Source organism: Legionella cherrii, from assembly GCF_900635815.1.
Lineage (GTDB): Bacteria > Pseudomonadota > Gammaproteobacteria > Legionellales > Legionellaceae > Legionella > Legionella cherrii.
Window position 1 is genome coordinate 877,498 of sequence record NZ_LR134173.1, and the last position, 21,218, is coordinate 898,715.

A 21,218-nucleotide genomic window follows, 5' to 3' on the forward strand; every position below is an offset into this window, starting at 1 on the left:
TAAATTGAAGCTAGGTCGCCTAGCTTATTGACAAGACGAGGAACGGGGATGTTAAACAGGTTAAAGATCTGTAGATTATTAACAATGCTTGGTGCCTGGGTTGCAAGCCAACCCATATTCGCTGCTGCGGATTTCTGGCAGGTAAATATGCATGAAGGGGTAACGCCTGTCAGTAGGGACGTGTACTACTTACATATGGTCTGTATGGCAGTATGTGCCGTTATCGGGGTTGTGGTATTTGGCGTGATGATCTATTCCATGATTCACCATAGGAAATCTAAAGGTTATAAGGCCGCATCATTTCATGATAACCCCCGATTAGAAATTGTCTGGTCAATTATTCCTTTCTTAATTCTTGTCGGACTTGCGATCCCAGCTACTCGTGTTTTAATCCGTATGGACGATACAAGACAATCAGAAATAATGGTAAAAATAGTGGGTTACCAATGGCGATGGCAGTATGAGTATCTTGATCAAGGAATAAGTTTTTTTAGCACCTTATCGACACCTTTTGCACAAATTCAAAATAAAGAAAAAAAGAATGATTGGTATTTATTAGAAGTAGACAAACCCATGGTTTTGCCAGTGAATAAAAAAATTCGCTTTTTAGTTACCTCAAATGATGTTGTCCATTCATGGTGGGTTCCTGAACTAGGTATTAAACGCGATGCGATACCTGGGTTCATGTACGAAGCTTGGGCGACAATACAAAAACCAGGAACATACAGAGGGCAATGTGCTGAACTCTGCGGTGTCAACCATGGATTTATGCCTATCGTTGTTGAAGCGGTAAGCCAAGATGATTTTGATAAATGGGTTGCTGCGCAAACAAAATCACAAGACCAATATAACAAAGAAGAAGCAACTGCAGCAGCACAAAAAACAATGACCCGAGATGAATTACTCACTCTTGGAAAGCAAAAATATGAACAGTTTTGTTCTCCATGTCATAGACCTGATGGCAAGGGTATTCCACCCATGTATCCTGCACTTAAAGGGAGCTCTGTAGCAACAGGCAATCCTATTTCACGGCATATAGATACAATACTTAACGGTATTCCTGGTTCAGCGATGCAGCCTTATAAAGATCAACTAACCGATGAGGAAATTGCTGCTATTGTGACGTATGAACGTAATGCCTGGGAGAATAACACTAATGATGAAGTTCAAGCTGCAGAAGTTGCGGCACAACGTCAGAAAGCTAATCAACAACCAACCATGGTTAATAAAGTTCAAGCTGGAGGTTTGCAATGAGCAGTTATACATTAGCACACGATGAAAAACATGACGATCATGGTCCTGAACAAGGCAAGGGCGTCTTAGGATTTATAAAACGCTGGTTGTTTACTACAAACCACAAAGACATTGGTACACTTTACTTGTGGCTTGCAATGATCAGCTTCTTTTTAGCTGGCGGCATGGCATTGCTTATTCGCGCAGAATTATTTCAGCCAGGCCATCGCTTTGTTGACCCTAATTTCTTTAACCAAATGACAACGCTTCATGGGTTAATCATGTTATTTGGCGTGGTCATGCCCGCATTTACTGGAATGGCGAACTGGCAAATTCCAATGATGATCGGGGCTCCAGATATGGCTTTGCCCCGTTTAAATAACTGGAGTTTCTGGATTTTACCTTTTGCGTTTACCTTATTGCTTTCCACAACTTTTCACGCTGGAGGCGGTCCTAACTTTGGGTGGACGATGTATGCACCTCTATCTACCAAATACGCCCCACCAAGTACCGATTTCATGATTTTTTCAATCCATATGATGGGTATTTCATCGATTATGGGTTCGATAAATATTATTGCGACCATACTCAATTTACGGGCACCAGGCATGACTTTGATGAAAATGCCGATGTTCGTATGGACTTGGTTAATTACCGCCTTTTTATTGATTGCAATTATGCCTGTCTTGGCTGGCGCAGTAACGATGATGTTGGCTGACCGTCATTTTGGTACCAGCTTCTTTAATGCAGCAGGTGGTGGTGATCCCATACTGTTCCAACACGTATTTTGGTTTTTTGGACATCCCGAAGTATATGTTCTTGTATTACCCGCTTTCGGGGTTATATCCGAAGTAATCCCTACCTTTAGCCGTAAGCCATTGTTCGGCTATTATTTTATGGTTTATGCGACCGTCAGTATTGCTATATTGTCATTTATTGTTTGGGCGCACCATATGTTTACATCCGGGATACCCCTGGGTGCTGAACTATTCTTCATGTACACCACGATGCTTATTGCGGTACCCACAGGGATTAAAGTATTTAACTGGGTCAGTACGATGTTCAGAGGCTCCATGACCTTCGAAACCCCTATGTTGTTTGCCTTAGCGTTCGTCTTTTTATTTACTATAGGCGGATTTACTGGCCTGATGTTGGCATTGGTACCTGCAGACTTCCAGTATCAAGATAGTTATTTCGTGGTAGCACATTTCCATTATGTTCTGGTTCCCGGTGTAATTTTTGCCTTATTTTCTGCTACCTACTATTGGTTACCCAAATGGACAGGCCATATGTATAACGAATGTATAGGTAAATGGCATTTCTGGTTATCTGTTATTTCAGTGAACGTGGCATTTTTCCCCATGCACTTCTTAGGACTGGCCGGTATGCCAAGAAGGATCCCCGATTATGCGTTACAGTTCACCAATTTTAATATGATCTCTTCAATTGGAGCATTTATCTTTGGTTTTACCCAACTGCTCTTTTTATATAATGTGATTGCTACTGTGAGAAAGAAAGGTACTAAAAAAGACATTGCAGCAGGCAGAGCGTGGGAGGGTGCATATGGTTTAGAATGGACCTTGCCTTCTCCACCCCCGTATCACACATTTACAACTCCACCGAAGTTGGATTTATAGGTTTGCTGTATGAAAAAACAAAAAGGCCATCAAAAGTTAATCATAATTTTATCCGGCCTTGTGCTAGGTATGTTTGCCTTTGGCTTTGCATTAGTACCCATTTACAACAGTTTATGTAAGTCACTGGGTATTAATGGTAAAACAAATCCCGAGGCAGTCGCTTATGATATAACTAAGGCTAAAATTGATAAAAAAAGAGAAATAACAGTTGAGTTTGTTGCTACCAACAATAGTGGTGTCCCTTGGGCATTTTATCCCAAAACTCGAAAGATCAAGGTACATCCTGGCGAAATAGCAAAACTTGCCTTTTATGCAGAAAATAAAACGGACCATCAGATGACGGTACAAGCGATACCGAGCGTTACCCCTGGTATTGCTGCTAAATATCTGAAAAAAACAGAATGTTTTTGCTTTACTCGGCAAACGTTAAATGGACATGAGGCTATGGATATGCCTTTACTATTTCATTTGGATGCTGATTTACCCGAAAAAGTAAATACCGTTACATTGTCTTATACTTTATTCGATGTAACCGATAAGGCTTAATGCACTTTTGGTGGTGTGGAGTCTGACAAAGTTCATACGATTTAACAACGCCCAACCATAGAGAGCGTATTTAGAACAGATTATTGATACAGGAGATAAAAATATAATGGGAGCACATGGTACTTATTATGTCCCTAAGCCAAGCCATTGGCCTTTGGTTGCATCATGTGGGCTGACTACTCTGCTTGTAGGTGCGGCGTCTTGGCTTCATCACGATTGGTATGGGCCTTACATATTCAGTATTGGCATGGGAATTATGATTTTTATGCTATTTGGTTGGTTTGGCCAAGTCATCTATGAGAACTCAAAAGGAGTCTATGACCAACAGGTTGATCGCTCATTTCGTTGGGGAATGTGCTGGTTTATTTTTTCTGAAGTTTGTTTTTTCGGAGCATTTTTTGGTGCCTTGTTTTATACCCGATTTTGGGTTGTTCCGCTTTTAGGGGGCGATGTACATCCCATCACACATTTTACCTTATGGCCTGATTTTAATTCCACCTGGCCTCTATTAGATAACCCCAATAATAAAGTTTTTGCTGGTGCCGAGGAGGCAATGGGAGCTTGGGGATTAGCCGCTGTGAACACGCTTATCTTATTAACCTCAGGGGTTACTATCACTTGGGCACATTGGGCCTTAAAATTAGAAAAGCACAAGCAAGTACTTATTGGAATGGTTTTAACCATTGCCCTAGGTATTTTGTTTTTGGTATTGCAAAGCTATGAGTATCATGAAGCATATACCAAGATGAATTTAACACTTTCTGCTGGTATTTATGGAACGACCTTTTTTATGCTCACAGGATTTCACGGTCTGCACGTAACCTTGGGTACTATTATGCTGATAGTAATCGCGGTTCGTTGCAAGTTGGGACATTTTACACCAGAGCGTCATTTTGGATTCGAAGGTGTTGCCTGGTATTGGCACTTTGTAGACGTGGTCTGGTTGTTCTTGTTTGTTTTTGTTTATTGGTTATAAATACGCTAGGTTGGGCCTTGGCGCAACGAAAGTGTCCTATGCATTATCTATTCCTAGAAGAGTTGGGCTAAGGCCCAACTCTGAAGAATCGACACATATCTTTTAAAGTTGGCAGAAATTAGGAAAATTATCGATATTTTTTTATTGTTCATACCTGATAATTGAATGAGTAACTTTGTCGCGCTAAGGATGCAATCCATAATTCCTTGTTATTACTTTAAGCATGCTGCTCAAATGTGGGTCTATAGCGGCCGATTTTCTTTAAAATATTATTAATCCAAATAAATCGAACTGTGCGAGGGACGTTTCATGATGCAATTTTTTTAGGTCATAAACTCTCTCTAATGGGGGATTGTCGGGCTTATTGGTGCAATTTTGCATCATAAGCAAATCTCATTAATTAAATAGTTTGCATCTATATTGATTTTTATGTGATTTAAATAAACAATCGCTGCCTTTCAATATTTTGTAGGGTAATTATGTTAAATAACTCAACACTCAAACTAGAAGCAGAAAAGCAATCCGTTAACTACACAACGGCCTGGTCAACTGGCTCTCCCTCTAAATCAAGCGCCACTGTTTCAGTCTTAAAATATGAAGGAACTGTGTATCTGGTCACTAATGCCCATGCGGTAGCCAATGCTCATTTTTTAAAAGCGAAATTTAATCAGGGCTCTCATGAAATTCCTGTCACTGCAGTCTGGGTAGACCCAGTTATGGATGTTGCTATCCTCAAAGCGAATACTGAGGAAGGAGCGAGTTTAATATTAAAAAAAGTGGAGCCTTTAGAAGTAGACACTAAATTTCAAGCCTCATCTACCGAAGTTAATGCTTATGGTTATCCCGCTGGAGGTAAAGGACTTTCTTTTACCAAAGGCCATATTTCCAGAACTGAAATTTCGCAGATTGCTTATTCCAATCTTCCCGGAATCACCGTTCAGACGAGTGCTCCAATTAATCCAGGGAATAGTGGGGGACCAATTACAGTACAAGTTAAAGATAAAGAAGTCTGTGTAGGTATTGTAACTCAAGGAAACACTTCCTTAAGTAACGTAGGTTATTTTATTCCTGCGACCACGGTGGTACAAGTAATAGAAAATTATAAGAAATTTGGAAAGCTTAAGGATGCAAAATGCATTGATTACGTCACAGTGCCACAAGTTTCCTTCCAATGGCAATCATTAAAAAACTCTGCATTACGACATCAAGTAGGAATGAAGCCTAGTACTTTAGATGAAGAACTGACAGGAATTTACGTAACAAAGGTATCCAAAAATTCTTGTGCATTTAATAAATTGCAAGACGGAGATGTTATTCTCGAAATCGATGGTCATCCAATCCTGGCGAATGGGCATGTGGAAGTAGCAGAATTAGGATATCCCATATCATTTCTTTATTTAATCCAAAGAAAAAAATACATGGATAAGATGGAGTTTCTAATTCAAAGAAAAAATAGCGACAGTGAGCACGAAACACTGAAGATTGAGATTAGATTAAATGAGCAATTGGGGCGTAATATATTAGGGATTAAGGACGGTAAACCACTTAAGTATCACATTCAGCCGTCTGGAAAAAATGGAGGCTTTGTATTTGTAAAATGCACCCAAGCATTAATGGATACTTATAAATCGAATTATGCTACCGGACAAAGGACGATTACCGACTATTCTAATATGCCTCCTATGTTTAATGATTTCACAGCATCTACATTAGATGACGAACAATATGAAATTGTGGTGTTACATCACATTTTTGCCTCTGAAGATACGGATGGGTATGAAAATTTTGCTTTAAGTCGCGGTGCTTTATGTGAAAGTCATCGAGTCGTCGAAGTCAATGATAAAAAAATAAATAACTTACATGACTTAGTTACTTTATTGGCCGAGAACGAGCAAAACCCTTCTTCAATTAAATTTGCCAATGGAAAGAAAGTAGTTATTGCTCCTCAAGTTCCTAACACAAAAAAGGAACTTCAGCAGCGTTATCAAATTGCATTTTTTACTAGCGCTGAAGTAGCTCGAGGTATTGCGGAAGCTCGTGCTGCCAAGGATGAATTTATAAATAAATTGAAGGCAGTTTACGATGAAAACAAAGAAAGTTTTTTACCGTCGGAATTTAAAATGTAGCAGATTAAAACTTAGCAAATTCGGACTTGGCCCTGAGGGGTCGTCACTTTTTTTGCGCAATTTAGCGGCTTTTAAATGAGCACATTCTTTCTATATAGTGTCATTCCCGCGCAGGCGGTAATCCATACTGCAAACGAAGTAAGGAATTAATTTGATGGATGGATTCCTGCCTGTGCGGGAATGACACGAATTGAGAACAACTGGTTAATTACTCTTAATATTGATTATCGAAAACTCTTTGTATAAAAAAAGGGGGTGGAACCTCCGTCACGTTTCGAACATTCATGCAGAAGAGAAATTCAGGCTCATTCGTTCATAAACGAGTATTGATCAACAAACCAGGCTGGAATTGAATTTCTTGAATCGTTAATTGATAGGTAAAAAATGAGTGAGCAAATTTTATTTCCTCAATAATTGCTTGGCCACGAAAGTGCTTTGCAAAAAAAGAAATCTCAATATCTTTTTCAATATACTCATCACATTTGAGCTCTAATTTTTCTTCAGACAAACTCAGCAGCTGGCCTACAAATTCATCTTCGCCAATTTTCATTAGAACATAAACAGGTTGGACTGGCTCTATTAACATTGCAGACTCCTGGCAATATAACCAGCTTATATCTATAAGTGTAGCTTAATATAAAGCTCTTTTTAAAATTTGAACCTATAACAGCGAAACTACCGAGCACGCTTGATTGATTGGTTGCATTTGATAGTCTATGACTGAGTACTTTAGGTGGTTGTAACCATTCCTGTTTATCGGGAGAATCAGGCTGGCTACTACACACCGATTAACGGATTGCAATAACCTAGGAGAGCTAGGTTATTGGATTGATTACAGGAACAAAATCATTGATGCGTACGACCCAATTGATCAATGATCATTTGCAAAAAATGTTCATTGTCATAGTGAATAACTAATGAGCCTTTGCCTGCTTTTCCAGGTTTTAGCTTAATTGAAGTTTGCAAATGTTGTGACAGATTGTTTAACTGCTCGTGGTACGTATGAGAATGGCCTAGATCAGGTTGCTGGTCCTTTATTTTTCCGGATTTAATGCGTTCAACCAACTTTTCGGTTTCACGTACCGATAAATTTTTGGCAACAATCAATTGCGCTACTTGATTTTGCTGCTCTTCATCCAACATCAATAAGGCGCGGGCATGCCCCATATCAAGATCACCATGCTCTAAAAGTTTTTTAACGCCAGTTGATAGGGCCAATAATCGCAGGTAATTACTGACTGCAGTCCTGGATTTACACAAGAGATCTGCAACCTGTTGATGTGTGAGAGAAAACTCGTTCGTCAATCGATGCATCGCACGTGCTTGATCCATGGCATTGAGATCTTCACGCTGCAAATTTTCAACTAAAGCCATAGCCATAGCTGTCTCATCATCAACTTGTTTTAAAATCACTGGAACTTCGGTAAGTCCTGCTAATTGGCTGGCTCGCCAGCGACGCTCACCGGCAATTATTTCATAACGCCCGCTACTCAATTCACGAACTAATAGCGGTTGAAGCAAACCTTGCTTTTTAATGGATTGGGCAAGTTCCATTAGAGGTGCCTCTTCCATTTCGCCACGAGGTTGATATTTTCCTGGTTGCAAACAATCTATAGAAAGCTTTAGGCTTTCAGCTGGGGGCTTCTCATTTAAAAGAATACCATTTGATTGGCTTAATAAAGCGGATAAATTACGCCCTAAACTACTACGTTTTACTGTCATAAATTACCCCATTTATCCTACTACAGTCTGTTTATTAATTAACTCGGAAGCAAGGACCATATAGGCTGCTGCGCCGGGTGATGTTTTATCGTATTGTAAGGCAGGCAACCCATGGCTGGGTGCTTCAGCAAGTCTGACATTACGTGGTACTACGGTTCTGTAGACCTTGGTTGGAAAGTGTTCTATAAGCTGTTTCGACACCTCGGAGCACAATCGATTACGCGCATCGTACATGGTTCGTAACACCCCCTCAAGGTGCAAACGAGGATTTACTGAGGCTCTAACCTGTTCGATAGTCGATAGCAATGCCGCTAAGCCTTCAAGAGCGTAGTATTCGCATTGCATAGGGATAAGAACTGAGTCTGCAGCTACAAATGCATTGATGGTCAAAGTATTCAACGCGGGTGGGCAATCGATCAAGACGAAGTCATAATTATTTTGAATGGGCTGTAATGCTTTATATAAGAAGGTTTCACGATGATTGCGTTCCATCAGGCTGACTTCAGCTACCGTTAAATCATCATTTCCGGGGATTAAATCATAACCACATGTGGTGGCAAGACATGCCTGCTCTGCAAGACAATCATGTAATAAGACATCATTGGTGGTATGTACCAACTGACTTTTATCCACGCCACTACCCATAGTTGCGTTACCTTGTGGATCCAAGTCAATAAGTAAAACGTGTTGTCGATTTGCTGCTAAAGAAGCAGCTAGATTAATCGCTGTAGTGGTTTTGCCTACCCCACCTTTTTGGTTGGCAATGGCTATAACTTTTGCCATGATTTATTCCTTGGTTGAACCTGAAAAGCAGTGAACTAGAGCTTACCCTTCTACTATCTTGGCCAAAATGGCCTAATTTTCTGTGCTCCGATACTCACATACTTCGTGTATGCTGCGTTTCGGTGCTCGAAAATTAGGCCATTTTGGCTCAAGATAGCGAAATCCAAGCCCTAGTTGACCCCACTATTCTTAGGTTGATTTTCAATAATGACGCAACAGCGTTCGCCTTCAACCCCTGCGACAGTATAATGTTTTACCGTGCAGTTTTGCTTTATTTCATTCAATTCTGTATCAGGATAACGCCCTTTCATTGCCAGCCAGATTCCTTCATCAGCAATAAGATGTTGCGTCCACTGAATCATTTGTTCAAGGCTACTAAAAGCTCGACTTACTACTGTATCAAAACCTTGAGTTGGGTGGTAGTTTTCGACTCTAAATTGTACAATTTCAACATTTTTTAAATTGAGCTGTCGTTTTACTTCGTGCAGGAAGCGCGTTTTTTTACCGTTAGAGTCCAACAAAACAAAATTAAAATCGGGTCTAGCCAAAGCGAGTGGGATACCCGGCAAGCCTGCACCGGTTCCTACATCAATAATTTGATTTCCTTTAAGCCAAGGTAAAATAGCCAGGCTATCCAATAGATGCTTACCAACCATAGACTCAAGATCACGAATTGCTGTGAGATTATAAGCTAAATTCCACTTATTAAGTAAGAATAAATAATCAGATAAAGAGGGGAGCAGTGCCTGCAAATTAAATTGCTGCAAACCCTCTGCGAGTTGTGGTTGTATTCTTGCTATTGATTCCTTCATGCCTCAATTCGCTGTTTTTTTAAATGGACTAAAAGAAGCGACAAGGCCGCAGGAGTGACGCCAGAAATACGACCAGCCTGGGCTAAAGTAGCAGGTTTAATGTTTGTAAGTTTTTGGATTACTTCATTGGATAATCCGCTGACCTCACTATAATCCAGCGACTCAGGTAATCTCGTATTCTCGTGTTTACGCATTTTTTCTATATCTTGCTGTTGTCTTTCGATATAACCTGCATATTTGTTTTGAATTTCGATTTGCTCGCTCACCTCTGTGGTTAACTCAGGCAAGTTTAAATCATCGAGCATTAATAAATGCTGATAATTTATTTCAGGTCGTTTAAGAAATTCAGAGGCCCGATTATCGTGTTGCATGGGATTGAGCAGTATATCTTTTAAGCGTTCATTATGTCCTACACGCACCCAAGTGTTATGCAGTAGCGCCTGAGTAGATTCTATTGCTTCAGTTTTAGTAGAGAAATGTTGCCAACGTTTTTCGCCGACTAAACCTAATTCCCTACCTTTAGCCGTTAGGCGTAAATCTGCATTATCTTCCCGTAAAAGCAGACGGTATTCGGCACGAGAAGTAAACATTCGATAAGGTTCTTGAGTTCCACAGGTGATGAGATCATCAATCAACACGCCAATATACGCTTCATCACGTCGTGGGCACCAAAGTTCTTTTTCTTGAACCTGTAGGGCAGCATTCATGCCGGCAATGATTCCTTGTGCTGCAGCCTCTTCGTAGCCGGTTGTTCCATTGATTTGGCCCGCGAAAAACAAATTGGGAATTGGTTTCGTCTGCAAGAACGAAGTTAATCCACGAGGGTCAAAGTAATCATACTCAATCGCATATCCTGGACGAGTAATATGGGCGTTCTCAAAACCTTTAATCGTACGGACAAACTGTACTTGAACTTCAAAGGGCAGGCTTGTAGAAATACCGTTGGGGTAAATTTCTTCAGTGGTCAACCCTTCAGGCTCGACAAAGATTTGATGTGATAATTTATCCGCAAAACGAACAATTTTATCCTCAATAGAGGGACAATAGCGTGGTCCCACTCCTTCAATAACTCCTGCATACATAGGTGACTGATGGAGATTATTGCGAATAATTTCATGTGTGGCTTCTGTTGTATGGGTAATATGACAAGGCACTTGTTGTGGATGATCACTGGCATGTCCCAGATAGGAAAAAACAGGTATGGGTGTATCACCAGGCTGCACCGTCATTTGGCTGTAATCTAAGGAGCGACGATCAATACGTGGCGGTGTTCCAGTTTTTAAACGTCCTACCGGTAAATCAAGATCACGTAAGCTTTTTGCTAAAGCAATCGCTGGGGGATCACCTGCTCGACCACCAGCATATTGGTTCATTCCTACGTGAATTTTTCCCCCCAAAAAAGTACCAACGGTCAAGACCACCGCGCGAGCTCGTAAGGTAAGGCCCATTTGGGTAACTACTGCGGTTACACGGCCTCCTTCAATCAATAAATCATCAACAGCTTGCTGAAAGAGAGTCAGATTTTCTTGCGTTTGGAGTTGTTCTCTAATGGCTTGTCGATAAAGCACGCGATCGGCTTGTGCACGAGTAGCGCGCACGGCAGGTCCCTTAGAGGCATTAAGCGTTCGAAATTGAATTCCGGCTCTATCCGCTGCTTTTGCCATCGCCCCATCCAAAGCATCAATTTCTTTGACTAAATGTCCCTTTCCTATACCACCGATGGCTGGATTACACGACATTTGACCGAGCAAATCCATGTTATGAGTCAGTAATAATGTTTGTGCGCCCATGCGTGCTGCAGCCAGAGCAGCTTCTGTGCCCGCATGCCCACCACCTACTACAATAACATCGTATAATTTTTCAAGATTCATGACTGATCAATATTTGTGAAACAAAAAGAGGAATTATACACTTTTTTATTCATTGTCCCAATATCGCCTGCATTTTTAGCCAAAAAATGCAATAAAGGTGCTGAAAACTATTTAACTGGATTTATCCAGATAAGATTTAAACCATCCTTTTTCTATTCATCTCTACATCATAATTAATTTGTTATACTTGAAATGGGAATTAATTTTATTGAGATAAGCAATGTTCTTTAAGACTGATATTGAAACATTTGAACAGCTAGAAGCTGATTCGGTAGGGTACTTAAGAAAAAAAATAAACACTATGAAAGGAATTAAAGCATCCAAAAAGTCGATTGCTTTGGCGATATTACGAATGCTTCCTTTCGCGAGTAAATTTATTGATTCTTTAGAGGGTGCCGGAAGTGCGATTAATCACTTGGTCATGGTAGAAGGCATTGTAAATCATGCTTCAAGTGCAGCAGCTGAAGGTTTTCATATTATTAAATTGCTGACGAGCATCACTGATTTTGTGGAGGTTCCGATTATTTATTTTGGTGCTTATATAACCAATCAAAAAGTACCTTTCACTTTGTCGCGTAATGCGCGTTTTGTGTATGCTGCAGTAATTTTGGGACTTACAATAACTGCTTTGGCTTTCCCTCCAGCAGCTCCTATTATTGTCTTGGTTACCTCAATCACTGCATTGGGTCTGAGTCTAATTACACTGACTAAACTTTATTACAAACGTTATGAACTGGAAGACAAGACAGTCAATATCAAAGAACAAATCGAGGCTAAAAAAATTCAGCTAAAGACTTTAATTGATAATTTAGAACAATTAGAGGCAGATGCTAAAAAAGCGAAGGAAGATGGAAAAATAGAGGAATATAAGACCCTAGAATCACAAATTGAAAGTGAACGAAGTACCATTAAAGAGCAATTTAATTCATTACAAGAATTACTTAATAATCAAGTACGCTGCGAGCAAAAATTAGAAAAGTTGCGTACCACTGCTGTTTGGGATAAATCAGCCGGCGTCGCCTTTGCTTCATTGGCACTCATTGGAGCAATATTCAGTTTAATCGCTCCTCCCGTAGGACTTGGAATACTTGCGGTAACCGCTTCTTTGGCAATTGCCTATACGGTTGCACGACTGACCTTTCCCTTGTTCAAGTCTCTTGCAAATAAAATAGTTAATTATGTAACAGGAAAATCTGAATCTACTAAAGAAGGGAATGAGGAGCCAGCAGAGAAAGAGGCTCTGACCGAATCAGAATTTGATAGCTCGGCTAAAAGGGTTAAAAAGGATATGGCTGACATAGAAAAAATTGCAGAGCGATTAGAACACACCGTAGCGAGTGAGCCAATCAGTCATTCTGGAGCACAACCCGATCAATCTGCGCATGCCCTTGTTTCCGAAACGCTATTTAAACCGGTGTCTCAAAAGAATGAAGATGATGAAGAAAGTGAGGGTATAAAAGAGCAAAATGATGAGGAGCACAATAATTTAATGCAATGAGAGTGTCCAGGAAGGACACGAATACAAACTATACACTCATTTTAAGGTTCAAAATGACTATGCCCCTAGTCATGTTGAGCAGCATGAGCGAGAGTCACAAAATAGAAGCTAGGTTGTTCTAAAAATCTCAATGCGTACATACTGCACATTCAGTGCAGTATGCCGGAGCTTGCTGGCAATGAATCATTCTAAAAATGAACTGTTCAAGACGGATTAATAGGCGGGAGGTCATTTTTGTTTTCTTGTTTACGTGCATTATTTTTTTTCATTTGTTGTATACTGCGCCACAATTCATCCCCACGCCACAAGACTTTTTCTTTGCTTTTGTACAAAACTTGCGACAGAATTTGCACTTGTTTTTTAAAAGGCGCATCAGCAGTAAGACGTGTTAAGTCAGTTAGATTCAATATGGGGGCATCTGGCCAATGCATTCTAGCCCATTTTAATAAGGCATCACGCGCTCGTTGAGGATTTCCTTGTGCACAGGCTTTATGAAGTTCGTTTAATGCGGTTTTGTATCGACCCTTTCCCGTATTTTTATTACGTCTTTGCCAAGCCCATAGCGCCATAGTAAACAGCCAGGCAAACGCAAAAAGTGCAGCCACTACCCAGGCCCAATTGAATTGTGCTGATGACGTGGACTCCACCGTGTTTTGGATGGGTTGGGTAATCGTTTGATTTTTGCTTACTGCAGGTTGATTGGGATTTGCTGCAGGGACGGGGGCGGTATTCGAGGGGGTCACTTCAAGTGTTTTTGCAGGCAAGGTGGCTACTTCTTCTTTTCCTGTTTCTGTATTGAACCAAGGGAGTTTTAACTCTGGGATTGTTATTTTTCCTGATTTATTGAATAAATAGGTAATCTTAATCTCAGTGCGGCCAATCAGTTCTCCTTGCGTTACCCTATTTTTATCTTTACCTTTCTCCGGGTAAACACTAACCCCATCTGTTTCAGCAAAATTGGGTGTAGGTAAAAGTTGTGCAGGAACACCCACGCCCTCAATAATGACGTTACGAATTAATGTGTTGCCTTGAGGGATGGTTGGAGCGGAATTTTCATACTGTTCGAATAATTTAACCCCTTTGGCGGGCAACCATATTTTACCTGAAAATTCTTTGGGTATGGGTTGTACATCGAGACTAATCGTTTTGTCCGTAGCTTTAACTCGTTCGGGATTAAAGTCATAGATCAAAGCGGTAAAAACTGGGGATTTAATTTTTAGAGGGCCACTTTTTTGAGGAAAAATAGCATAATTTTGTTCTTCAACAATAAAGGTCACCCCATTTTTTTGGATTTGAGAGCGTCTGTTTTCACCTAAAGGAACAATCAAGGCATTTTCTACTTGAGGACCTTGGTAGTCTGCATCTAAAAGATGTTTCGAATTGTATAAAGTAACTTTATAAATAATTTGTTGGTTTACATAAGGATTTTTTTTATCAACTTGAGTCGTTAAATAAAGATCTTGATTTCGCTGGGGGCTAGCCGAAGTAGGTGTGTTTTGAGAGGTTCCTGCAGTGACATCAATTGTTAATGGTTTTGTATATTCATTGCCGATTTTAATCCCTGGGATTGTTAATTTACCTTGTTTTTGGGGTTTTAAGGTGACGGTCCATTCGCTGGATGATTGAGATTGCCCATTGATAATGGAATAGTTCATGCGGCGTTCGGTGCCAAGGATCATAAAATCTTTTTGTAAGGGGGTCAGGTCAGGAATACCCCCATTTTGTAAATTATCTTGAGTCAGAATTAATCTGAATGAATCATCGATACTTATTTGAGAGGGCTCAACCTGTACTTGTACTTCAGCATAAACTAATGTACTGAATAAATAAAAAAAACCAATAATTATTAATTTTCTCATTGATACCATCCGCGTTCCCTTCGTAAATGATCACGTAAGAATTTTTCTCGCATTAAACCACCAGGATCATCTGGAATCAAACGTAACCACTGTTCTTTTGCTTGTTGTTTTTCTCGCTCTGCTTCGGACTGAGCTTCGCTATTGCTTGGGTTATTCTTTTCTTTGTTTTGCTGATCTTTGTTTTGCTGATCTTTATTTTGCTGATCCTTGTTTTGCTGATCTTTGTTTTGTTGATCCTTGTTTTGCTGATCTTTGTTTTGCTGATCTTTGTTTTGCTGATCTTTGTTTTGCTGATCTTTGTTTTGCTGATCTTTGTTTTGTTGATCCTTGTTTTGTTGATCCTTGTTTTGCTGATCTTGGTTTTGTTGATCTTTGTTTTGTTGATCTTTGTTTTGTTGATCTTTCTTTTGTTGATCTTTGTTTTGTTGATCTTTCTTTTGTTGATCTTGGTTTTGTTGATCTTGGTTTTGTTGATCTTGGTTTTGTTGATCCTTGTTTTGTTGATCTTTGTTTTGTTGATCTTGGTTTTGCTGATCTTTGTTTTGTTGATCTTGGTTTTGTTGATCTTTGTTTTGCTGATCTTTGTTTTGTTTCTTTTCTTTATCTTGTTTCAAAAGATCTTCAACTAGCTTACGGTTATAAAGGGCGTCTTGATCTGCTGAATTGAGCGCTAATGCTTTATCATAAGCTTTAATTGCCTCTTCATATTGCCCCATATGCGCTAAGGCATTACCTTGATTATAGTAGCCTTGTTCATTTTTTAATGCTTGATACAACTCAGCAGCTTTTTGGTAATCGCCTGCACGATATGCCGCAGCAGCAGCCCAATCATTGCGTTGAAACGTTTCTTTGGCTTGTTTGAATTGATTTTTTGCCATTAAGTCTCGTCCTTGTTGATCCGCGGTAGACCATAAGTCCTGCCAACTAAAGGCATGGGCCGTTAAAGAAATAAATGAGCAGCATAAAAGAATAAAGTAACGCATCATACAACGATCCTCTGTATCCAGCCACGTCGAAATACAGGCAACAGCAACAACAACGCAGGAATTAAAAACCAGCGTCCTTCATCGCGCCAAAGGGGTATGTCATCGTCTTGGCTTAAAACAAATTCGTTATTATTACTTGAATTGAGCCATTGTTCTAAGTCATGGGAGTCTGGGGTATATTGTACCAATTGTCCTCCACCTGCATCAGCAAAACGGCCAAAAAGGGGATTCAGATTTTTATCTGCTTTGACTGGCATAATCGAAGAATAAATCCCAGATTCCGCTAATTTTTTTGCGAGAGCAATTGCCTCATCGGAGGGGGTATCTGCAGTTAATACCAAAATTTGTCCTTGGTTATAACCTGCTTGTTTGATGAGTTTACTGGCTTCATTCAAGGCACTATCAAGATTCTGTCCGGTTACGGGCATGATATCTGGGGTTAGCGAAGAAAGTAGGGATGAAATAGTTTGCCCATCATCAGTCAGTGGTGAAACAACAAAAGGTTCACTGGTAAAGGCCACAAGACCGAATTGCCCTACCTCTTTGTGAGCAAACAAATCATGCAGCTTAAATTTTGCTCGGCTTAAGCGGTTGGGTGTTAAATCGTTAGCCATCATATTTTCTGACATATCTAAAACGAGAACTCGAGGTTGTATGGGCTTATAGGTTGCTACGGGCAGTTTATACCAAACAGGACCGGCGATGCTCAAAATCATGAATAGAATACTTAAAAACAGACACAGCATAGAACTCATCCGTCGACCTTGGCCTTTTTTCTGCAATAGATGACTCAATAAATGGGAATCACAGACTTCTGACCAAGAATGTAACTTCGGTTTTTGTCGCCATAAAACGAAAATCAATCCTAATAAAGGCAAAATCATTAAAAGCCACCAAGGCCTCAAAAAATGAAAATCTGCAATCATGATTTTAATGCCCCCCGACTTGATATCGCTGAGTTTACGCTCAAGGTCAGGTCTGCTTTGCTAATTAGCCAAGAGAAACAAAGTAATAGTGCCATACCAACACACCATGGATAATATTCTTTTTGTGGCCGCACAGTCGCTTGTTCCTGGCTTACGGTTTCCAACTCGTTAATGGTTTTATAAATAGAATGTAATGTTTCAGTATCTGTAGCACGGAAATAACGACCGCCAGTCATGTCAGACATTTTTTTTAAGGTCTCTTCATCCAAATCTGCGGAAGCATTTTGCATGATAAAATCACCCACTAAGGCTCTTGAATCTGCTTCAGATCCTAAGCCTATGGTGTAGATTTTAATTCCTTCTTCTTTAGCGAGTTCTGCTGCTTTTAGTGGGGCAAGTATGCCGGAATTATTTGCTCCGTCAGTCAATAAAATCAGAATTCTTCCTTTTTTGGGAACATCATCCAGCCGTTTTACAGCCAGACCAACGGCATCGCCAATGGAGGTGGTTTTCCCTGCAAGGCCAGCGGTGGCATCTTCAAGACGTAAAAGAATGGTATGTCGGTCATAAGTAAGTGGTGTCTGTAAGTAAGCGCGCGTTCCGAAGAGGATCAGACCAATTTTGTCTCCTGACCGATCGCGTACAAATTGCTCCGCGGCACTTTTTACTACGCTTAAACGACTTACAGGTCGTCCATAGAGGAGCATATCAGGAATTTCCATACTGCCAGATAAATCTAAAGCCAGCATGATGTTAAAACCTTCACGCGCAATGGGTTTGGGAGCACCAATCCAACGAGGGCCTGCTAAAGCAATAACCAATAATAACCACACCATAGCTGGAATTATGAGTGAGTATTGTGCTGAAACAGAACGTTTCTCTTGATCGGCGATGAGGACCATATCAGCAAAAAAAGGGACTTTCAATGCAGCCGGCAATTGTACTTTGGCTCTTGGTATTAAAAACCAAAAGAGTAAGGGTAAAGGTAACAGGATTAAAACCCAAGGATTGGCTAATTCGAACATGGCACTCTCCTTTGTTTAATCCAGAGTTGTGCCGTGGTAAACAAGGGTTTGAGATCCATGGTTTCCCCTGTTTTAAACGGAGCATCTAGCAACATGTCTTTTACCAAATTAAAATCAAGTCCTTTGCTGGTTTCATTTAAAAATTTAAGCCAGTCTTCCCCATGCAAACTGGCAACACGTTCCCTTGGATAATAGACAAGAGCGACTCGGCGTAACAATTCTGAAACATGAGCACTGGCCAACGAGCTGTTCTGTTCTTTTTCATAGTTTTTTAGATAGTCATTTAACAAAAGCAAAGCGTGTTTCTTGGCCAATGCATGGCGATGTCTTTTATAAGCACCATAAGCGAGTAGGATTGCTATAAATAAAATGAGCCCCATCAGAATGTACCATCCAGGAGCCAATGGCCACCAACCAATCGGGGTAGGAAGATGGATGTCTTTTAACTGTGCCAAGGGATCAGTGTTAGCCACGAGACCTCCTGGGAAACGTTTGACGCACCACCTGTGCTAAATTTACATCTGCTGTAACCTGTACATACTGAATGCACAAGCGTCGTAATTGATTTTGCAAATGCTCTATGCGCTGTTGGCAATATTGCTCATAAGCCGTGTTCACTGAATGTAAGCTGGTATCAAGTATTATTTCTTGCTGTCCATTCGTCATCGCATATTGCTGTGGTTTTGGCGGCGAAAGTTCCACACGATCACAAATATGATAGGCCAGGATGTCATTATGGTAGCGTAATCGATTTAAATGCTTTTCACATTCACTGTCCATAGAGTAAAAATCACTGATCAGAACCAGGATACTCCCTGGTCTCACCACGCGCCGTAAGCGTGCTAATGCATCACTAAGCAACCTGGGTTTGGCTTCTCTTTGTTCTTCGCTCTGATCAGTATATCGACTCAAAGAAGCTAACAAAGGCAGTACCCCCATATCACGACTGCGAGGAGTAAACTCACTGTGATCCGTGGCGGAGAAGAATACACCACCTACTCTATCGCCTTCCTTGATTACTGTCCAAGCAAGAAGCGCTGCTAATCGGGCTGCAATTACTGATTTAAACGCAATGCGGGTACCGAAAATCATGGAAGGATTAAAATCTGTGAGAATGACTACTGGTCTTTCACGCTCTTCTTGATAAATTTTGACATGCGGCCTACCTGTACGTGCAGTAACGCGCCACTCCATATGGCGTATTTCATCACCTGCCTGATAATTCCTAACTTCGGCAAAATCCATGCCACGACCACGTAATTTGGATAAATGATTGCCGGACCGTATTGCTTTACCCTCCGGGTGATAATGAACGGATTGCACGTAACGCCTTAAATCAATTAACTCATTTAATTCTGCAATAACGCCATTAGCCATAAAAACCTCATATACTTCATATGCTGTGAAAATGGGGGTTGAACCCGCCAAATTCAAGGCTATTCATTTGTTGGGCCAGCCCATGCATGAGGGGACTTAATGGTAGTGTCCTAAACCCCAAGCTACGGAACAGCAACTAAACGTAATAAAGAGTCAATAAAATCATCGCTGTGGATTCCTTCTGCCTCAGCTTCAAAACTTAACAAAATTCGATGGCGTAATACATCATGCGCAATGACATGAATGTCATCTGGAGTGACATAATCTCTACCAGAAAGCCAGGCATGCGCTTTGGAACAGCGGTCCAAAGCAATGGTGGCGCGAGGGCTGGCACCAAAACGCAACCAACGGCCCAGTTCTTCACTGTATATACCTGGATTACGTGTTGCTACCACTAATTGCACCAGATAGTTTTCCAATGCTTCGCTTGTATGCACATTAAGTACTTGTTTCCGTGCTTCAAATAATGTTTTTTGTGATAATTTCTCTGACGAGGCTGGTTTGGTGGCCATTGCAGCGCCTAAGGCTTCTTTGCGTGATAAGGCCAATATATCGTGCTCTACTTTGGCATCAGGGTAACTAATTTTTACGTACATCAAAAATCGGTCCAATTGGGCTTCAGGCAAAGGATATGTTCCTTCCTGCTCAATGGGGTTTTGTGTTGCCATCACCAAAAATAATTCAGGCAGAGGATAGGTCTTACCTCCTATAGTCACTTGTCTTTCAGCCATTGCCTCAAGTAAGGCCGATTGTACTTTTGCTGGGGCACGGTTAATTTCATCTGCTAAAAGCAAATGATGGAATATAGGACCTGGTTGAAATACAAAAGAACCATTTTGTGGATGATATACATCCGTACCGGTTAAATCGCCAGGTAATAGATCAGGTGTAAATTGGATGCGATGAAAATTACCTTCAACCCCATCAGATAACTCTTTAACCGCCCTGGTTTTTGCCAATCCGGGGGCGCCTTCTACCAGTAAATGGCCATCAGCAAGTAAGGCAATGAGCAAACGTGAGATTAATTCATTTTGGCCTAAAATTTGCGAATTTAAGCGATGACTTAACTGTAATATTTGGTGTTGCACAGCATTTCCAGTCTTATTGTCTTCTACCTGCTCCATAATTTCTACCTTAATATAAAAAACATCGAAGAATCAAATTAAGAGAACTTATCCTAACGTGAATTGTACGCGCTGCCAAGTGGGGAAGAACAACTGAATTATCGTCAACTCGAGCATCGTGAGGGATGATGAGGCTTTTGTCGAAGTGATGGCCGCTGCACTCAGGATGACATCAGAAGCCTAAGGCTAAGTCTCGTTTCATCCAGGCCACGGTATTGATTATTGCTGATAATCAGGATGAAGTTCTAGTGGCATCATCGTTTGTAGCTTTTGATAAAGGGAAAGAATTTCTTCACAAAAAACATGGAGCTGTTGTTGATTTTCCCATAAATCGTAATCCGTTCCCTTAAGAAAAACCTGTTGCTTTGCTAGAGTCTTTAATAAAACAAGTTCTTGACGAGAAAAACCCAAATGGCTATTTAATTCAACCAGTTCCATAAGTTTCTTGTGTTCTTTAACGGGACGGTGCTCATGCAAGCAATAAGCTTTTAATGTCAGTTGAAACGCTTGGTACATCAGCGAGGTGACGGGGGTCAATACGGCAAGTGGATCGGCTTGTCGAAAGGTCCAATCGGTAATTTGTTGTAACAGATAATCTGCAGCATAGGCATGTTGTGTTGCAATATTGAGCATTTCCAATGGGGATAAGTAACGTTTGTCCATAAAAAGCTGTTCCTGTTTAATTCGGTACCTTTGGTTTGCGCAGCAGATTTTAAC

General features: G+C 40.6%; 19 protein-coding genes and 1 pseudogene. 7 read left to right on the plus strand and 13 right to left on the minus strand.

The genetic code is table 11. The features are described 5' to 3' along the window. Positions 1 to 48 precede the first annotated feature (48 nt). From coxB to EL022_RS03775, 5 genes are all read left to right on the plus strand, one after another. Positions 49 to 1,254, plus strand: coding sequence for a cytochrome c oxidase subunit II (coxB, locus tag EL022_RS03755; protein WP_028382424.1), 1,206 nt, complete (start codon positions 49 to 51; stop codon positions 1,252 to 1,254). Next, a complete protein-coding gene (gene ctaD, locus EL022_RS03760) occupies positions 1,251 to 2,870 on the plus strand; it encodes a cytochrome c oxidase subunit I (protein ID WP_028382425.1) in 1,620 nt (539 codons plus the stop codon). Before coxB ends, ctaD begins: the two co-directional genes overlap by 4 nt. 9 nt (positions 2,871 to 2,879) lie before the next feature. Then, entirely contained in the window at positions 2,880 to 3,416 is a 537-nt protein-coding gene (locus EL022_RS03765; RefSeq protein ID WP_028382426.1) for a cytochrome c oxidase assembly protein, read from the plus strand. 106 nt (positions 3,417 to 3,522) lie between these two features. After that, positions 3,523 to 4,392 (plus strand): cytochrome c oxidase subunit 3, encoded by an 870-nt coding sequence (locus tag EL022_RS03770; protein WP_028382427.1) that lies wholly within the window; start codon positions 3,523 to 3,525, stop codon positions 4,390 to 4,392. 479 nt (positions 4,393 to 4,871) lie between these two features. Then, positions 4,872 to 6,518, plus strand: a complete 1,647-nt coding sequence (locus EL022_RS03775) for a S1C family serine protease (RefSeq protein WP_028382428.1) — start codon at positions 4,872 to 4,874, stop codon at positions 6,516 to 6,518. Positions 6,519 to 6,831: 313 nt separating this feature from the next. On the opposite strand, the gene EL022_RS03780 is transcribed toward EL022_RS03775, so the two are convergent. From EL022_RS03780 to mnmG, 5 genes are all read right to left on the minus strand, one after another. Next, positions 6,832 to 7,104, minus strand: a complete 273-nt coding sequence (locus EL022_RS03780) for a hypothetical protein (RefSeq protein WP_028382429.1) — start codon at positions 7,102 to 7,104, stop codon at positions 6,832 to 6,834. A 260-nt stretch (positions 7,105 to 7,364) separates the two neighbouring features. Next, positions 7,365 to 8,240: a ParB/RepB/Spo0J family partition protein gene (locus EL022_RS03785; RefSeq protein WP_028382430.1), complete on the minus strand. Its 876-nt coding sequence runs from the start codon at positions 8,238 to 8,240 to the stop codon at positions 7,365 to 7,367. Positions 8,241 to 8,252: 12 nt separating this feature from the next. Next, complete coding sequence (locus EL022_RS03790; protein ID WP_028382431.1) at positions 8,253 to 9,023, minus strand: ParA family protein; 771 nt, start codon at positions 9,021 to 9,023, stop codon at positions 8,253 to 8,255. Between the two features lie 170 nt (positions 9,024 to 9,193). Beyond that, positions 9,194 to 9,835, minus strand: a complete 642-nt coding sequence (gene rsmG / locus EL022_RS03795; protein WP_028382432.1) for a 16S rRNA (guanine(527)-N(7))-methyltransferase RsmG — start codon at positions 9,833 to 9,835, stop codon at positions 9,194 to 9,196. Continuing rightward, positions 9,832 to 11,706 carry a tRNA uridine-5-carboxymethylaminomethyl(34) synthesis enzyme MnmG gene (mnmG, locus tag EL022_RS03800; protein WP_028382433.1) on the minus strand — a complete coding sequence of 625 codons (1,875 nt, stop codon included), beginning with the start codon at positions 11,704 to 11,706 and terminating at the stop codon, positions 9,832 to 9,834. Before mnmG ends, rsmG begins: the two co-directional genes overlap by 4 nt. A gap of 220 nt (positions 11,707 to 11,926) precedes the next feature. Between mnmG and EL022_RS03805 the strand changes: the two genes are divergently transcribed. Further along, positions 11,927 to 13,204 carry a hypothetical protein gene (locus EL022_RS03805; RefSeq protein ID WP_028382434.1) on the plus strand — a complete coding sequence of 426 codons (1,278 nt, stop codon included), beginning with the start codon at positions 11,927 to 11,929 and terminating at the stop codon, positions 13,202 to 13,204. A gap of 203 nt (positions 13,205 to 13,407) precedes the next feature. On the opposite strand, the gene EL022_RS03810 is transcribed toward EL022_RS03805, so the two are convergent. Further along, positions 13,408 to 15,063, minus strand: coding sequence for a BatD family protein (locus EL022_RS03810; RefSeq protein ID WP_028382435.1), 1,656 nt, complete (start codon positions 15,061 to 15,063; stop codon positions 13,408 to 13,410). Positions 15,064 to 15,208: 145 nt separating this feature from the next. Between EL022_RS03810 and EL022_RS16760 the strand changes: the two genes are divergently transcribed. Next, the gene (locus tag EL022_RS16760) at positions 15,209 to 15,730 is read left to right on the plus strand and encodes a pentapeptide repeat-containing protein (protein ID WP_422386206.1); all 522 of its coding nucleotides are present in this window, start codon (positions 15,209 to 15,211) and stop codon (positions 15,728 to 15,730) included. 13 nt (positions 15,731 to 15,743) lie between these two features. On the opposite strand, the pseudogene EL022_RS16765 reads toward EL022_RS16760, so the two are convergent. From EL022_RS16765 to EL022_RS03845, 7 genes and pseudogenes are all read right to left on the minus strand, one after another. Beyond that, positions 15,744 to 16,049 (minus strand): annotated as a pseudogene (locus tag EL022_RS16765) (tetratricopeptide repeat protein); the annotation flags it as partial. Beyond that, positions 16,046 to 16,975 carry a vWA domain-containing protein gene (locus EL022_RS03820; protein ID WP_028382436.1) on the minus strand — a complete coding sequence of 310 codons (930 nt, stop codon included), beginning with the start codon at positions 16,973 to 16,975 and terminating at the stop codon, positions 16,046 to 16,048. The pseudogene EL022_RS16765 and the gene EL022_RS03820, both read right to left, overlap by 4 nt. Further along, positions 16,972 to 18,000 carry a VWA domain-containing protein gene (locus EL022_RS03825; RefSeq protein WP_028382437.1) on the minus strand — a complete coding sequence of 343 codons (1,029 nt, stop codon included), beginning with the start codon at positions 17,998 to 18,000 and terminating at the stop codon, positions 16,972 to 16,974. The genes EL022_RS03820 and EL022_RS03825 overlap by 4 nt, the downstream gene beginning before the upstream one ends. Further along, positions 17,988 to 18,473, minus strand: coding sequence for a DUF4381 domain-containing protein (locus EL022_RS03830; RefSeq protein WP_028382438.1), 486 nt, complete (start codon positions 18,471 to 18,473; stop codon positions 17,988 to 17,990). Before EL022_RS03830 ends, EL022_RS03825 begins: the two co-directional genes overlap by 13 nt. Continuing rightward, a complete protein-coding gene (locus EL022_RS03835; RefSeq protein WP_028382439.1) occupies positions 18,466 to 19,377 on the minus strand; it encodes a DUF58 domain-containing protein in 912 nt (303 codons plus the stop codon). Before EL022_RS03835 ends, EL022_RS03830 begins: the two co-directional genes overlap by 8 nt. A gap of 122 nt (positions 19,378 to 19,499) precedes the next feature. After that, positions 19,500 to 20,501 (minus strand): AAA family ATPase, encoded by a 1,002-nt coding sequence (locus EL022_RS03840; protein ID WP_028382440.1) that lies wholly within the window; start codon positions 20,499 to 20,501, stop codon positions 19,500 to 19,502. Positions 20,502 to 20,720: 219 nt separating this feature from the next. Further along, a complete protein-coding gene (locus EL022_RS03845) occupies positions 20,721 to 21,164 on the minus strand; it encodes a hypothetical protein (protein WP_028382441.1) in 444 nt (147 codons plus the stop codon). Positions 21,165 to 21,218: the final 54 nt, after the last annotated feature.

Bases quoted from the DNA above. Each gene is read 5' to 3' on its own strand.
- ctaD (WP_028382425.1), top strand. From the start codon at position 1,251: ATGAGCAGTTATACATTAGCACACGATGAAAAACATGACGATCATGGT.
- EL022_RS03765 (WP_028382426.1), top strand. From the start codon at position 2,880: ATGAAAAAACAAAAAGGCCATCAAAAGTTAATCATAATTTTATCCGGC.
- EL022_RS03785 (WP_028382430.1), bottom strand. From the start codon at position 8,240: ATGACAGTAAAACGTAGTAGTTTAGGGCGTAATTTATCCGCTTTATTA.
- EL022_RS03840 (WP_028382440.1), bottom strand. From the start codon at position 20,501: ATGGAGCAGGTAGAAGACAATAAGACTGGAAATGCTGTGCAACACCAA.
- EL022_RS03845 (WP_028382441.1), bottom strand. From the start codon at position 21,164: ATGGACAAACGTTACTTATCCCCATTGGAAATGCTCAATATTGCAACA.
- mnmG (WP_028382433.1), bottom strand. From the start codon at position 11,706: ATGAATCTTGAAAAATTATACGATGTTATTGTAGTAGGTGGTGGGCAT.
- EL022_RS03805 (WP_028382434.1), top strand. From the start codon at position 11,927: ATGTTCTTTAAGACTGATATTGAAACATTTGAACAGCTAGAAGCTGAT.
- rsmG (WP_028382432.1), bottom strand. From the start codon at position 9,835: ATGAAGGAATCAATAGCAAGAATACAACCACAACTCGCAGAGGGTTTG.
- EL022_RS03810 (WP_028382435.1), bottom strand. From the start codon at position 15,063: ATGAGAAAATTAATAATTATTGGTTTTTTTTATTTATTCAGTACATTA.
- EL022_RS03770 (WP_028382427.1), top strand. From the start codon at position 3,523: ATGGGAGCACATGGTACTTATTATGTCCCTAAGCCAAGCCATTGGCCT.
- EL022_RS03790 (WP_028382431.1), bottom strand. From the start codon at position 9,023: ATGGCAAAAGTTATAGCCATTGCCAACCAAAAAGGTGGGGTAGGCAAA.
- EL022_RS03820 (WP_028382436.1), bottom strand. From the start codon at position 16,975: ATGATTGCAGATTTTCATTTTTTGAGGCCTTGGTGGCTTTTAATGATT.
- EL022_RS03780 (WP_028382429.1), bottom strand. From the start codon at position 7,104: ATGTTAATAGAGCCAGTCCAACCTGTTTATGTTCTAATGAAAATTGGC.
- coxB (WP_028382424.1), top strand. From the start codon at position 49: ATGTTAAACAGGTTAAAGATCTGTAGATTATTAACAATGCTTGGTGCC.
- EL022_RS03825 (WP_028382437.1), bottom strand. From the start codon at position 18,000: ATGTTCGAATTAGCCAATCCTTGGGTTTTAATCCTGTTACCTTTACCC.
- EL022_RS03775 (WP_028382428.1), top strand. From the start codon at position 4,872: ATGTTAAATAACTCAACACTCAAACTAGAAGCAGAAAAGCAATCCGTT.
- EL022_RS03835 (WP_028382439.1), bottom strand. From the start codon at position 19,377: ATGGCTAATGGCGTTATTGCAGAATTAAATGAGTTAATTGATTTAAGG.